At 63.5% G+C, this 13,451-nt stretch carries 11 protein-coding genes and 1 pseudogene; 6 read left to right on the top strand and 6 right to left on the bottom strand.

Going from position 1 to position 13,451, the window contains the following annotated elements; translation table 11 throughout:
• The first annotated feature begins 9 nt into the window (after positions 1-9).
• The 3 genes from dnaQ (at position 10) to nudC (ending at position 3,682) form a co-directional block, all read left to right on the top strand.
• Positions 10-744, top strand: coding sequence for a DNA polymerase III subunit epsilon (gene dnaQ / locus LRS53_RS05760; protein ID WP_231355250.1), 735 nt, complete (start codon positions 10-12; stop codon positions 742-744).
• A 413-nt stretch (positions 745-1,157) separates the two neighbouring features.
• On the top strand, positions 1,158-2,858 hold the full coding sequence (locus tag LRS53_RS05765; RefSeq protein WP_173147487.1) for a ferrous iron transporter B: 1,701 nt from the start codon (positions 1,158-1,160) through the stop codon (positions 2,856-2,858).
• Positions 2,855-3,682 carry an NAD(+) diphosphatase gene (gene nudC, locus LRS53_RS05770; RefSeq protein ID WP_231355251.1) on the top strand — a complete coding sequence of 276 codons (828 nt, stop codon included), beginning with the start codon at positions 2,855-2,857 and terminating at the stop codon, positions 3,680-3,682. The genes LRS53_RS05765 and nudC overlap by 4 nt, the downstream gene beginning before the upstream one ends.
• On the opposite strand, the gene LRS53_RS05775 is transcribed toward nudC, so the two are convergent.
• Both LRS53_RS05775 and pobA read right to left on the bottom strand, forming a co-directional pair.
• Positions 3,650-4,426, bottom strand: a complete 777-nt coding sequence (locus LRS53_RS05775; protein WP_017640224.1) for a TSUP family transporter — start codon at positions 4,424-4,426, stop codon at positions 3,650-3,652. The genes nudC and LRS53_RS05775 overlap by 33 nt on opposite strands.
• A gap of 78 nt (positions 4,427-4,504) precedes the next feature.
• Positions 4,505-5,689 carry a 4-hydroxybenzoate 3-monooxygenase gene (gene pobA, locus LRS53_RS05780; protein ID WP_231355252.1) on the bottom strand — a complete coding sequence of 395 codons (1,185 nt, stop codon included), beginning with the start codon at positions 5,687-5,689 and terminating at the stop codon, positions 4,505-4,507.
• 114 nt (positions 5,690-5,803) lie between these two features.
• Between pobA and LRS53_RS05785 the strand changes: the two genes are divergently transcribed.
• Positions 5,804-6,718 carry a helix-turn-helix domain-containing protein gene (locus tag LRS53_RS05785; RefSeq protein ID WP_231355253.1) on the top strand — a complete coding sequence of 305 codons (915 nt, stop codon included), beginning with the start codon at positions 5,804-5,806 and terminating at the stop codon, positions 6,716-6,718.
• Here LRS53_RS05785 and LRS53_RS05790 read toward each other — a convergent pair.
• Positions 6,681-9,752: a hybrid sensor histidine kinase/response regulator gene (locus LRS53_RS05790; protein WP_231355254.1), complete on the bottom strand. Its 3,072-nt coding sequence runs from the start codon at positions 9,750-9,752 to the stop codon at positions 6,681-6,683. The genes LRS53_RS05785 and LRS53_RS05790 overlap by 38 nt on opposite strands.
• 91 nt (positions 9,753-9,843) lie before the next feature.
• Entirely contained in the window at positions 9,844-11,112 is a 1,269-nt protein-coding gene (aroA, locus tag LRS53_RS05795) for a 3-phosphoshikimate 1-carboxyvinyltransferase (RefSeq protein WP_064308704.1), read from the bottom strand.
• A 204-nt stretch (positions 11,113-11,316) separates the two neighbouring features.
• Here aroA and LRS53_RS05800 point away from each other — a divergent pair.
• Positions 11,317-12,072, top strand: a pseudogene (locus tag LRS53_RS05800) (alkaline phosphatase D family protein); the annotation flags it as partial.
• Positions 12,073-12,142: 70 nt separating this feature from the next.
• Positions 12,143-12,349, top strand: coding sequence for a hypothetical protein (locus LRS53_RS05805; RefSeq protein ID WP_231355255.1), 207 nt, complete (start codon positions 12,143-12,145; stop codon positions 12,347-12,349).
• Positions 12,350-12,381: 32 nt separating this feature from the next.
• On the opposite strand, the gene LRS53_RS05810 is transcribed toward LRS53_RS05805, so the two are convergent.
• Both LRS53_RS05810 and LRS53_RS05815 read right to left on the bottom strand, forming a co-directional pair.
• Positions 12,382-12,585, bottom strand: a complete 204-nt coding sequence (locus tag LRS53_RS05810; protein WP_231355256.1) for a hypothetical protein — start codon at positions 12,583-12,585, stop codon at positions 12,382-12,384.
• Between the two features lie 93 nt (positions 12,586-12,678).
• Complete coding sequence (locus LRS53_RS05815; RefSeq protein ID WP_231355257.1) at positions 12,679-13,026, bottom strand: hypothetical protein; 348 nt, start codon at positions 13,024-13,026, stop codon at positions 12,679-12,681.
• Between the last annotated feature and the right edge of the window lie 425 nt (positions 13,027-13,451).

Consider the following 13,451-nt stretch of genomic DNA (forward strand, 5'->3'; position numbering starts at 1 on the left):
AGGTTAGCGATGAGATATGTAGTTCTGGATACCGAAACCACCGGCATGCCGGTGACCGATGGCCATCGGATCATCGAGATCGGTGGGGTCGAGGTCATCGGCCGGCGACTGACCGGGCGGCATTTCCATGTCTATCTCAATCCAGATCGGCAGATCGACGAAGGTGCCATCGCGGTCCACGGCATCACCGATGAATATGTCGCCGACAAGCCGCGCTTCGCCGAAATCGCCGACAGCTTCTTCGAATTCATCGAAGGCGCCGAACTGGTCATCCACAACGCGCCCTTCGACGTGGGCTTCATCAACATGGAGTTCGCCCGGCTGGGTGTCCATCCCGAGCGCGCCGACATCACCCAGCACTGCTCGGTGCTCGACACCCTGGTCATGGCGCGCGGTCGGCACCCCGGTCAGCGCAACAGCCTGGATGCGCTCTGCAAGCGCTACGGCGTAGACAACTCCAACCGTGAGTTGCACGGCGCCTTGCTGGACGCCGAGATCCTCGCGGACGTCTACCTGGCCATGACCGGTGGCCAGACCAGCCTGTCGCTGGCGGCCCACGGCCAGGAAGGCAACGGCGACGGCAATTACGTCATGCCGGTCAAGCGACTGCCGACCGATCGTCAGCGGACCCGAGTGATCAGCGCCACCCCTGCGGATCTCGATGCCCATGCGGCGCGCATGGTGGCCATCGAAAAGAGCTGTGGCCGGACCCCGCTCTGGCTGGCCGGCACGGCCGCCGAATAGCCACCTCCGCCTCTCGCCACACGCCCGGTTGGCCCATGACCGGGCGTCCGCGTTCGTCTGAATAAGCTGAAAGACCTCACAATTTTCAGCTATCGTTCAACTCAGATGCTGCAGGCTGGTCATTTGAGCCCGCATGAAGCCTCGAATTTCGAATTGCGCGGAACTTTATTTCTCCCGCGAACTCGTATGACGATTCGGAATTATCGCTTCGCTTTTGTGGATTTACAGGTCTAGCGTTCCAGAGCAAGGTTCCCTGGCGTGGCGAGAGGTCAGATCCCCGTCCGCCTGGAATGAATAGGGTGGCCCGGTCAGGAAGACGCAGGTACCTAGGCTCCAGTTGGAATAGCAAGCCTTTCTTCCCGTTTTAAAATGGCGTTGGCGAGGTTGTAATGGCGCAGGAGGCGTAAGGCACCATGGTGACCGGAGCAAGAGCTTTGAGCTTGGTCCGCGAACAGCTGTTCGCGACCATCGAGGAAGCTGAATCCCATCTTGAACGCTTCATCGTCGAGCGGCACTGCAGCAGCCTGTTGCAGCGTGCGGTCGAGAGTCTTGGCCAGATTCGCGGCGCCCTGACGCTGATCGAACTGGCAGGCGCCCAGTTGCTCGCCCACCAGACCCTGCAGATCGCCAACGATATCCCTGCGGGTGCCGGTCCTGAACACGACGAGCACCTGATGGCGATCTGTCGTGGGTTGCATGTGCTGCGCCGCTATCTCGAACAGCTGCGCAGCGGCCAGGACGAGATGCCCGAACTGTTGCTGCCGGCGATCAATGCCCTGCGCCTGGCTGGCGGCGAGCCAGAACTTCCGGAAAGCTACTTCTTCAGCGTCCGTCTCGACCAACGCCCCCTGATCAGCGCGACCACGCGCTTGGGCCTGCGCGAGCGTCAGGCCCAAGCGCGCCGAATGCGTCAAACCTACCAGATCGGCCTGCTGGGCTTTCTGCGTGACGTCAACGGTGCGGCCAGCCTCAGACTGATGGCGAGAGCGCTCGAGCGCTCCGCCGCGTTGCTGCACGATCATGTCGGCGGCTACCTGCCGTGGGTTGCCGCGGCCACGGTCGAAGGCTTCGCCCAGGGTCGCCTGACCGCCACGCGTGAACGCAAGCAGCTGTTCGCCCGGGTCGATCGCGAATTGCGTCAGATGCTGGGTAACGACCTGCACGAGCCGGCGCGTAGCACTCTCAAGGAACTCCTCTATCTCCTGGCGTTGGCTGGTGTCGAGGGCGCCCATCCGCAGGAGGTCATGAACGCCTACGGCTTCGAGCGCCTCGGATTCACCGATGCTCAGCTCGAAGCCGGAAAGAAGCGTCTCGCCGGTCCGGGCCATGCCGTGATGCATTCGCTGTCGGCCGCCATCCGCGAAGAGGTGGAAACGGTCAAGGATCTGATCGACCTCATCGAGGCCGAGCTGCGCACGGGCGCCGAGCAGCATCGCCTGCCGCGCTCCGATAATTTCTCCCGGCTGTATGTCCAGGTTGGCCTGTTGGGCAAGACCCTGGAAATGGTCGGCCAGGAGAATGCCGGTCAGGTGCTGCAGCAGTGCCTGCCGAACATCTCTCAATTACGCGACAAGCCACTCGTGCTCGAAGATCTCGCACCGCTGGCCGATGCCCTGTTGCTGGTGGAAAGTCTGCTGGGCCAGCCCGAAGGGCAAGGCTCGCTGATCGACGTGCCGCTGGAAGCCGAAGGCGTCCAGCTCAGTGTCGCCAACTACCAGTTGGGCGAGGCCCAGGCGCTACTGCACCGGGAAGCCTATAAGGGCCTGACCGATGCCAAGCGCGCCATTGGCGCCTTTCTCGATTCGCGGGGCGATACCCTGCACCTGGCCACCGTGCCGGCGCTGCTGGATACCGTCCGCGGTGCGCTGTTCTTCCTGGGCAATCCCCGTGCCGCTGAACTGGTCCGTGCCTGCACCGGCTATATCCAGCGCTGCCTGATCGAAGGTGGTCAGGCCTGCGAGCCGGCGACCCTCGAGGTGCTGGCGGACGCTCTCAGCAGCATCGAGTTCTTTGTCGAAAGCGGTGGCACCGAGGGTCAGGACGGCACCCCGGAAATCCTCGATATCGCGGCGCAAAGCATTCGCGCCCTGGGCTGGACCTCGGCCGCGGCATGAGTCTCTGGCAACCTGGCTGGTTCCAGACCGCCCAACCCGCCAGCGGTTGGCTGGTCGTGCATAGCGGTCAGGCGTTTCTGACCGCGGGGGCGGAGGTGCTCTTCGCCCCGGACGATCCGCGCGTCCAGGGGTTCGCAGGTGAGCACCATGGTCTGGGTCAGTGGCAGGCCCAGCCGGTCACCCTGCTCGAAGTGGATACGCCGGCGGACGTCGAAGGCTGCGTCTGGCAGCCGCTGCGGCCGCTGATGCTGCAGTCGCCCCATGCGCTGTTCAAGTTGCTGGGCTACGCCAATCAGATCGGCACCTGGGCGCGGCAGCATCGCTTTTGCGGGCAGTGCGGTACCCGTACCTTCGCCCTTGATGGCCAGCGCGGCCTCAAATGTCCGAATTGCCAGCTCACCCAGTATCCACGGCTGTCGCCGAGCATGATCGCCCTGATCACGCGCGGTGATGAGGTGCTACTGGCGCGGTCGCCCCGCTTCGCGCCCGGGGTCTTCAGCACTCTGGCCGGCTTCGTCGAACCGGGCGAGTCGGCGGAGGCCTGCGTACACCGGGAGATCATGGAAGAGGTGGGCGTCTCGGTCACCAACCTGCGCTACCAGGGCAGCCAGAACTGGCCCTATCCGCATTCCCTGATGCTGGGTTATCACGTCGATTACCTGGGCGGCGACATCCGGTGCCAACCGGATGAAATCGAAGATGCCCGCTGGTTCCACCTGCGCGAGTTGCCGACGCTGCCGCCGGCCTTTTCCATCTCGCGCTTTCTGATCGATCGCTATCGGGTCGAGCGGCTAGGCGGCGCTGAACCAGTGCTGCCAGATTAGCTTGACGGTCAGCGCCAGCACGACGCAGATGAACACCGGGCGGATGAACTTGGCACCGCCGGCGATGGCGCTGCGCGCGCCCAGGTAGGCCCCCAGGGTCAGCGACAGACCCATGGTCAGGCCCAGCACCCACAGCACCTGCCCCAGGGCGATGAACATCACCAGGGCGACCCCATTGCTGACGAAATTCATGGTCCGGGCCACGCCACTGGCCTTGAGCAGGTCCAGGGGGTAGAGCAGCAGGCTGCTGACCGTCCAGAAGGCGCCCGTGCCTGGTCCGAACAGGCCGTCGTAGGCGCCCAGCGTCAGGCCCTGGGGCCATTGGCGCCGTTGCGGCACGGGCGCATCGCTGAGCACCGGTGCCTTGGGCGTGCCGCCGAACAACAGATAGAGGGCGCAGCTGAACACCACCACCGGCAGCAGCTGGTTGAGGAAGTCCGCGGAGAGATGGTGGGCAACCAGGGCGCCGATCCCCGCGCCGATGGCGGTAGCCACCAGGGCATGCCGCCACTGGCGGGGATGGAACAGCTTGCGGCGGTAGAAGGTATAGGCAGCGGTGGCGCTGCCAAAGGTGGAGCTGAGCTTGTTGGTGCCGATCGCCAGGTGGGGCGGCACGCCGGCCATCAGCAGGGCGGGCACCGTGAGCAGGCCACCGCCGCCGGCGATGGCGTCGATGTAGCCGGCCAGGAAGGCGACCCCCGCCAGCAGCGTCAGGGTCATGGGGTCCAGGGCGAATTCGAGCATGGGGGTAGGGCGCCAGGTGGAACGGGGGCGCCATCATGCATCAGACGCGCAGCCGTCACCACCTGCGGGCGATCCCGATCAATCCAGTGCGGGGAAGGGCAATCCGACGTAGTTTTCCGCAAGGGTCGTGCGACCCGCTCTGGAATCGAGCAGTGCCTGGAGTTCGGCGTCCTGCACCCGCTGGGTGAAGGCATCGGTATCTGGAAAGCGGTGCAGGGCGGTGGTCATCCACCAGGAGAAGCGCACTGCCGCCCAGATCCGCTTCAGGCAGAGCGCCGAGTAGCGTTCGAGGCAGCTGGCATTGCCGCTGCGATAGGCGCGTTCCAGCAGCAGGTGCAGATTGCGCACGTCGCCCAGGGCCAGGTTGAGCCCCTTGGCACCGGTGGGCGGGACGATATGGGCGGCATCGCCGACCAGGAACAGCCGGCCGTACTGCATGGGTTCGACCACATAGCTGCGCAGCGGGGCGATGCTCTTTTCCAGCGAGGGGCCGGTCACCAGCTGGGCCGCCGTCTCGGCCGGCAGGCGCGCCTTGAGCTCTTCCCAGAAGCGCTCGTCCGACCAGTTCTCCACCGAATCCCCGGCTTCCACCTGCAGGTAGTAGCGGCTGCGGGTCGCCGATCTCATGCTGCACAGGGCGAAGCCACGCGGGTGATTGACGTAGATGAGTTCATCGGCGGCGGGCGGCGTATCGCTCAGCAGACCCAGCCAGCCAAAAGGGTAGACCCGCTCGTATTCGGTGAGTACGCCGTCGGGGATGCTGCGGCGCGAGACACCGTGGAAACCGTCGCAGCCAGCGATGTAGTCGCAATCGATGCGCAGGGTTTCACCGGCGACCTGGCAGGTGACATGGGGGCGCTCGCCCTTGAGTTCGTGGGGCTGGACCTCGCTGGCCTGGTAGAAGGTAGGGGCGCCGCTGGCCTGGCGGGCGGCCATCAGATCGCGGGTCACCTCGGTCTGGCCATAGACGGTGACGCAGCGTCCGCCCAGCAGATCGTTCAGATCCAGGCGCTCGCGCTGGCCGTGGATGGCGAACTCCACGCCTTCATGCACCTGGCCTTCCTGTTCCAGCCGCTCGGCGACGCCGGCCTGGCGCAGCAGATCGACCGTGCCCTGTTCGAGCACGCCGGCACGGATCCGACTGAGTACGTGGTCGGCGCTCTGGCGCTCGACGATGACATTGTCGATACCCGAGCGGGTGAGCAGCTGGCCCAGCAGCAGCCCGGAGGGGCCCGCGCCGATGATGACGACTTGGGTGCGCATGGAGTCTGTCCTCTTGTCTGGCGTGATCGCCGTTTTGTTATGGGGCTCCGGTATTTTTGGACGGTTTTCGCCGGTATTGACAGCGACCTTTCCGATACTTTCTGGTACTTTTCAATGATTCGTGCGGCTATCGCCCAGGGACTGTCGATGACCACTGCCTTGCCACCCATCTTCAAGCTGTATGGCGAGGCCCAGGCCTGGCCGGCGCCGGACCTGCTGCACTGCGAAACCATCGAGAGCCGCAGTCGGCTGCATGCCTGGCATATCGAAACCCATCGCCATGCGGATCTCGCGCAACTGCTCTATGTGCGCCAGGGCGGGGTGCGTCTGCAACTGGAAGACTGGCAGGGCGAAAGGCGCGGACCGCTGCTGGTGGTGCTGCCGGTGCTATGCGTGCATGCCTTCGAATTCGAACCCTCGGTGGAGGGCTTCGTGGTCACCCTGCCGGTGCCGCAGGTGGAGCGCCTGAAGCAGCGCTGCCAGAGAGCCGGGCAGGGACTGTTCCTGGCCGCCGGGTGCCTGGACCTGAGCGGCCCGGATGCCACCTGGATCGATCAGTTGATCGGTCAGCTCGTCGCCGAATACGAGGGCCACAAGCCTGGTCGCGAGGTCATGCTCGAAGCCCTGCTCGACAGCCTGGCGATCTGGCTGCTGCGGCAGCATCGGCCCGAACCGGGCGCGGCCCTGCCGCGGCGCGTCGAACAGCACCTGGGACGCTTTCTGGCCCTGGTGGAGCAGCACTATCGCGAGCACTGGAGCCTGGGGCGCTACGCGGCGGCGCTCGGGATCTCGGGAGTGCACCTGAACGGCCTCTGCCGGCAGCTGGCCGGCGCCTCGGCGCTGGCCATCGTGCACCAGCGCCTGCTGCTGGAGGCGCGCCGCACCCTGACCTACACCCAGGCATCGGTAGGCGAGATCGCCGACGCCCTGGGCTTTGCCGATCCGGCCTACTTCGCCCGGTTCTTCCGCCGTGGCACCGGCCAGAGTCCGCTCAACTATCGGCGTCTCGCGGGTCAGCCGCAGCGCTGACGGCCAGGCTATCGGCTGCCGCCAGAGTTTCGCCGACACGTGCGGCCAGGGCGTCGAGATTGAAGGGCTTGGTGATCAGGGTCATGCCGGGGTCGAGATAGCCTTCCAGGTGCGCCCCCTCGGCGTAGCCGGTGGCGAACAGCACCTTGAGGCCTGGGCGGCGCTGCCGCGCGATCTCGGCCAACTGGCGGCCATTCATGCCTGGCAAGCCGACATCGGACAGCAGCAGGTCGATGGGGCGCCCGCTTTCCAGCAGCGGCAGGGCGCCGCGGGCGTCTTCGGCCTGCAGGGTCGCGTAGCCCAGCTCCCTGAGCAGGTCCACCACCATCTGCCGGACCACGGGCTCGTCTTCCACCACGAGTACCGTCTTGCCCGCGCCCTGGGCCGTGACCGTGGGAGCGGCCAGCCGGGGTGGCTCGACATCGGCACCCAGGTAGCGGGGCAGATAGAGGCCCACGGTAGTGCCCTGGCCGGGCAGGGAGTCGAGGCGGACATGACCCTTGGACTGCTTGGCATAGCCATAGATCATCGACAGCCCGAGACCGGTGCCCTGGCCGATGGGCTTGGTGGTGAAAAAGGGGTCGAAGGCCCGCGCCATGACCTCGGGCGGCATCCCGGTGCCGTTGTCCGCCACCAGCAGGGCCACGTAGTCGCCCGCGCTCACGGCATCCAGGCCGTTGCCGCTGTCGGTCAGATAGACATTGTGGGTTTCGATGCGGATGTTGCCGCCATGGGGCAGGGCATCGCGGGCATTGATGACCAGGTTGAGCAGGGCGTTTTCCAGCTGGTGCCCATCGGTCAATGCCTGCCAAAGGCCCCCATCCAGATCGAGCTCCAGCACGATGTCACCGCGCAGACTGCGCAGCAGCAGCTCCTCCATGGAACGCACGCAGTCGTTGACATGTATGGGCTGCAGATCGAGTGCCTGGCGCCGGGAAAAGGCCAGCAGGCGCTGGGTGAGGGCAGCCGCGCGTTGGGCGGAGGTCAGCGCCGAATGCAGATACTGGTCGAACTTGTCCTGGCGCCCGGCTTTCTGCTGCCGCTGCAGCATGTCGAGACTGCCCATGATGCCAGTGAGCAGATTGTTGAAATCGTGCGCGATGCCGCCGGTGAGCTGGCCCACCGCCTCCATCTTCTGCGCCTGGCGCAGTTGCTCCTGCAGCTCCTGCTGCTCGGTGACGTCACGCCCCACGGCGTAGATGAGATCGTCCTCGGCGCTGGCCGTCCAGTCGAGGATGCGATAGCTGCCATCGCGGGCACGCACCCGCGCCCTGAGGCCCGCCGAGCCCTGCTGGCGGCCCAGGCAGCGCAGGGTATCGAAGACCTGGCGCTGATCGTCGGGATGGATCAGTTCGGTGAGCTGGACGCTGGCCAGATCGGTCTCCCGCCGTCCCAGCAGGCGGGCGGCGGCGCTGTTCACGGTCTTCACCTCGCCATCCGCCCGGCAGATCACCATCAGGTCATGGCTGATGCGCCACATCCGATCACGTTCGCGGGTGCGCAGCTCAATCTGCTGTTCCAGCTCCTGGCGCGAACGGGTGAGGACCTCCCGCGCATCGACGATGCTTTGGATGTCGGTGCAGGTGCCGAACCATTGTTCGATGCGCCCCTTGGCGTCGCGCACCGGCTGGGCGCGGCCGAGCACCCAGCGATAGCGCCCCGAGCGGTGCCGCAGGCGGTATTCGATATGGTAGGGCTCGCCGGTGCTGAGGCTGTGATGCCAGACCTTCCAGGTACGTTCCTGGTCGTCGGGATGAAAGACGTTCGCCCAGCCTTCGCCCTCCGTGGAGCCTTCCGGCACCCCGGTGAACTCGTACCAGCGATCGTTGAAATAGAAGTGGTGGCCGTCGGGTCGCGTGGCCCAGACCATCTGGTCGATGGAGTTGATGATGGCGCGTAGCTGCGCCTCGTTGCGGGCTAGCTCCTGGGCCTGGCGGCGATGGCCGCTGATGTCGATGAACAGCACCGCGAAGCGATCGCCTGGCAGCTTGTGGGCGCGCACCTCGTACCAGTGTTCATGCTGCAGGTGCAGCAGGATGTCGAACTGGATGAACTCCGCATCGCCATTCATGAAGTCGATGTAGGCGGGCAGCAGATCGGCTTCCAGTTGCGGCAGGGAGGTACGCAGGGTCCGCCCCAGGACCTGATCCAAGGGAATGCCCGTCAGGGTGGCAAAGACCGGATTGACCTCCAGGAAGCGGAAATCCTCCATTCGGCCACTGGCATCGCGGATCGCCTGGGCCATGTAGAAGCCCTCACGCATGCCGTGGTACAGCTCCTGCAGCCAGATATCACGCTCGGTGATGGCAGCTTCGTTGAGCTTGCGTTCGGTGATGTCATAGCACACGCCCAGGTAGCGATCACTGCCGTGGCTGGCCATCAACTGGCCGCGCCGACCGAGCCAGCGTTCTTCGCCGGTATCGGCGCGGCGGATGCGGTATTCGAGATAGTCCAGAGCGTCGTCGCCCGGCGTCGCGGTGAGGGTCCGCAGGCTGGCGACATCGCCGGGATGCAGTTGCCGGACCAGTTCGTCGAGGGAATAGCTACGTCGAACCGGGAGGCCCCAGAGCTGGCAAAAGCCCGAGGACACCAGCAGCCGGGCTTCCCCCGGCAACAGTTCGAAGGTGCCGACCCGGCCGACCTCCTGGGCCAGCCGCACCCGCTCTTCGCCCACCAGTTGTTCGGTGCGATCCTGCAGGACGTGCACGAAGCCGAGCGTGTCTTCGGCGTCCTTCAGCGCCGTGGTGGCGATTTCCACCCAGCGCGGCGTGCCGCCGTGAACCGCGATCCAACCCGCGCCCTGGCCATGCTCGTCAGCCAGGGCCTGGTGCTGAGTGGTGGTCAGGAAGGCGGCATCGCGGCCCGCCGTCAGCAGCTCGATGAAGCGCTGACCCTGGGCTTCGCCGGCTGACCAGCCACAAAGCAGTTCGGCCCCCCGATTCCAGCGCTCGATGCAGCCCTGGCGGTCGGTGATGACCAGGGCATGGGAGGTCAACTGCAGGAGCGCCTGCTGTTCGAGCAGAGAGATCGGCATGCGGGGATTCCATTCAGCGAGCGGGCGTGTGGCGAGCGTTTCCTGGGGCTTGCTGAAAAGTCGCCGAGCGCAGGCACTTTTCAGACAAAGCCTAGGCTTCGATACCCTCGCTCAACTGGACGTTCAAACTACGCAGGGCATTCCAGTACTCAGGATAGGTCTTGCCGACGCATTCGGGGTCCAGGATGCGGATACCGGCTATTTTCAGGCCTGCGAGGGCGAAGCACATGGCGATCCGGTGGTCGGCATGGGTCTCGATCACGGCATCGGTCCGGGTGCCGGCCAGGGCGGGATCCGCCGCCACCAGCAGGTCATCGCCCTCGACGCTGGCGAGCCCGGCACGAATGGCGTTCAGGCCATCGTGCAACGCCGCGACCCGGTCGCATTCCTTGACCCGCAGGTTGGCCAGGCCTACGAAGCGCACGGGCGTCTCGTTGAAGGCGGCCAGGACCGCGAGGGTAGGGATGGCGTCCTGCATCTGCGAACCGTCGATGACCGCCGGCAGCCGGGGGAAGGCGGCGATATGGTCATGGGCCTTGGCATCGGGCTGGGTAAAGGCGTCATCGGCCACACCCAGGTCGATGGCGCCCCCGGTCAGGGCCTGGGCCGCCCAGAGATAGGTGGCGGCGGAAGCGTCCGGCTCGATGAAGTAATCGCGGGCGACATAGCCGGTCGGGGCCACCCGCCAGGTGGCGGCGTCCAGTTGCTCGACCTGGGCACCGAAGGCGCGCATCGCCTCGACGGTCAGGTCCACATAACCGCGGGCACCGATGTCGCTGCCGCGCAAGGCGACATCCACCGGTTCGCTGCCCAGCGCTGCCAGCATCAGCAGCGCCGAAACGTATTGGCTGGAAAGCCCGGCATCCACCTCGAAGCGGCGAGCGGTGAGACGTCCCTGACCCATGACGGTCACGGGCGGGCAGCCGCTAGGAGCCTCGACCTGGATGCCGTTGGCGCTCAGGGTTTCCAGCAGGGGACCGATAGGCCGCTTCTGCATATAGGCATCGCCGGTGAGGGTGACGGCGCCATCGACGGTGGCGACCGCGGCAGTCAGAAAGCGCACCGCAGTGCCGGCATTGCCGAGAAACAGCGGCGCGGCCGGTTGCTGCAGGCGTCCAGAGCTGGTCACCACGAAGGTGGTGGCATCGGGCTCGTCCACGGTGACACCCATCTGCCGCAGGGCCTCGGACATGTGGCGGGTGTCGTCGCTCTTGAGCGCGCCGGTCAGGCGACTGGTGCCCTTGGCCAGTGCCGCCAGCAGCAAGGCGCGGTTGGTGATGGACTTGGAGCCGGGTGGGGCGATCCGACCATGCAGCGCGACGTTGGGCGGGGTGACGGTGATGTAGGGTCTGGCGGACATGAGGGCTCCAAGCAACTTCGCAACGGCCGAAACGGCGGATCGTAACAAGGCCGCCATGATGCCATTTCAGGCCTCCCAGACCAAAGTGTCCATTTATTAATACCACCCCTATAGGGCTGATCCGGCTTGCCTGATACCTCTTATGTCACGAACAAGTCATCAAGGCGGGGTAGTGCTAACGGTTTTCCGCCAGAGGCCGCCACCATGTCCCTTATTCGTCCCGATCGTCGTCGTGTTCTGCAAGGCCTGGGAGCCACGCTGCTGTTACCGGCCCTGGGCCAGCGGACCTGGGCCGCACCGGCAGGGCGCCCGGGCATACCCGATGGTGTCCAGGCGGGTGATGTCACCGAGGGCCGGGCACTGATCTGGAGTCGTACGGATCGCCCGGCGCGGCTACTGGTGGAGTGGGATACCCAGGAAAGCTTTCGCACGCTACGCAAAGCGGCGGGGCCGATCACCACGGCCGCCCAGGACTACACCGCCCGTATCGATCTGGCAGGGCTTCCCGCCGATCAACATATCTTCTACCGGGTGCGCTTCGAGGACCTGGACAGCGGTGCGCTCAGCGAGCCCATCATCGGCCACCTGCGCTCGGCTCCCAGCCAGCGCGGCGACATCCGCTTCGTCTGGGGTGGTGACACCGTTGGCCAGGGCTTTGGCATCAACCCCGACATCGGCGGCATGCGCATCTACAACGCCATGCGCGAGCGGCGTCCGGATTTCTTTCTGCACAGCGGCGACACCATCTATGCGGACGGCCCCGTTCCGGCGCAATTGACGGTGGAAGAGGGACGCATCTGGCGCAACCTCACCACCGAGGCCAAGAGCAAGGTCGCGGAAACCCTGGACGAATTCCGCGGCAACTATCGCTACAACCTGATGGACACTCACCTGAAGAGATTCAATGCCGAGGTGCCCCAGGTATGGCAGTGGGACGACCACGAGACCACAGAGTCTTGGAAGGGTACACCCCTTTGCACTATCCACTGACCAGACCTACGCTCATAGCTCCACAACAGGAGGTTGAACGATGGACCAATACGCAAAGGCAATTGGAGAGGGCATCGGCGGCGTCATCGGCGAGTTGGGAGAGGGTGTGATAATCGCTGTTCTCGCCCTAAAGCAGCAGCCAGGATTTGACGCTACAAGCTTTGACAAGACCATCAATGAGTGTCTAAGGCAAGCCGATGCAGCTGGTAAGAAAACAACAGTTAGCTTTCTAAAGCAGCTCCTATAGTTGAAAAGGGAGGTGATGAGCCTCCCTTTTCTTCAAGCAGTGAACGTTGTAACTATATCCCCTCCACAAAGCTCATTCATTAGGAACAAGAATCCCTCTTCATCCCCTGCTTTTACGAATTCTTCCATCTTGAAGATTAGGCAGCCTTGATACCAGAGGTCATCTGGAATCTGTTTGCCTTCGTCCTGGTAAGCACGCATTACATTACCGAGATTAGCTTTTAATTCATCTAACATTTTATTGTTTTCCTATATGATTATTGGCTGGAAGCCTTGGTATATCTACGTTAGAGCATGATACTGTTATATTATTTATATAAGTGGGTCGTGCTATTGATTGGTGTTCTGTTGTGATTGTTGCTGAGTACGGAAGCCCTGCTGGCCGTTGAAGATGACCACAGGCTTTGACTCCAAGTTCTTAACACGCTCGTTCAAGATACGAAACGCACGTTCGTTATTTGTCTGATTGGTATCCTGCTCCTGGCGAAGCTGGTTGAATTTACTTTCAAGCTGGCTTTGAATGCTGAACAGGCTGCGTTCTGTCTTCATCTGAAACGTTTCAAGCTGCTGAAGAATGTCGCTGCGTAGGCTTTGATTCTGATAAAGCTGTACGCATACAAGACCAGCAAGAATCAGTTGCGGAACGGCAAGTAGGCGGTTGAATTTATCCATATTCATAGCAGAGCCTCCACAAGACGAGTAACAACCAAGGATGAGCCGACACGATTACATTTCTCATCCTTCAGTAGTTTGCTGATGAATGGACCAATACTCTGATTGGGATACTTCTCATTGAAGAGTTGAACAAGCTTGATAGGCAGTTCGATACTGGAACGATGACCTTTGAATTGATAGTTTGCGAATACGCGCATTTGATACCTCGGATAACGTTAATTTGATGATTTAAATACAGTGTTTATAAGGGCTGTAGAGGTGCAAAAAGTGCTACCCTGTACATAGGTATTACCTGCACCTTTTTAGAGGCTGGAAACCGCATTGTGAGGCGTTATAGCCACTTGCTTAGGTAAGCCCTGGCAACCACCACACCACATCCAAATTGCTCGTGTAGATCGTGCTCTGTGGCAGTGGGATGAAGGGTGAGC

Source organism: Pseudomonas sp. PLB05, from assembly GCF_021106615.1.
Taxonomy (GTDB): Bacteria; Pseudomonadota; Gammaproteobacteria; order Pseudomonadales; family Pseudomonadaceae; genus Chryseomonas; species Chryseomonas benzopyrenica.

Coding starts and splice junctions, on each gene's coding strand:
- LRS53_RS05815 (WP_231355257.1), bottom strand. CDS start 13,026: ATGAATATGGATAAATTCAACCGCCTACTTGCCGTTCCGCAACTGATT.
- LRS53_RS05790 (WP_231355254.1), bottom strand. CDS start 9,752: ATGCCGATCTCTCTGCTCGAACAGCAGGCGCTCCTGCAGTTGACCTCC.
- aroA (WP_064308704.1), bottom strand. CDS start 11,112: ATGTCCGCCAGACCCTACATCACCGTCACCCCGCCCAACGTCGCGCTG.
- dnaQ (WP_231355250.1), top strand. CDS start 10: ATGAGATATGTAGTTCTGGATACCGAAACCACCGGCATGCCGGTGACC.
- LRS53_RS05805 (WP_231355255.1), top strand. CDS start 12,143: ATGGACCAATACGCAAAGGCAATTGGAGAGGGCATCGGCGGCGTCATC.
- LRS53_RS05810 (WP_231355256.1), bottom strand. CDS start 12,585: ATGTTAGATGAATTAAAAGCTAATCTCGGTAATGTAATGCGTGCTTAC.
- pobA (WP_231355252.1), bottom strand. CDS start 5,689: ATGCGCACCCAAGTCGTCATCATCGGCGCGGGCCCCTCCGGGCTGCTG.
- LRS53_RS05775 (WP_017640224.1), bottom strand. CDS start 4,426: ATGCTCGAATTCGCCCTGGACCCCATGACCCTGACGCTGCTGGCGGGG.
- LRS53_RS05765 (WP_173147487.1), top strand. CDS start 1,158: ATGGTGACCGGAGCAAGAGCTTTGAGCTTGGTCCGCGAACAGCTGTTC.
- LRS53_RS05785 (WP_231355253.1), top strand. CDS start 5,804: ATGATTCGTGCGGCTATCGCCCAGGGACTGTCGATGACCACTGCCTTG.
- nudC (WP_231355251.1), top strand. CDS start 2,855: ATGAGTCTCTGGCAACCTGGCTGGTTCCAGACCGCCCAACCCGCCAGC.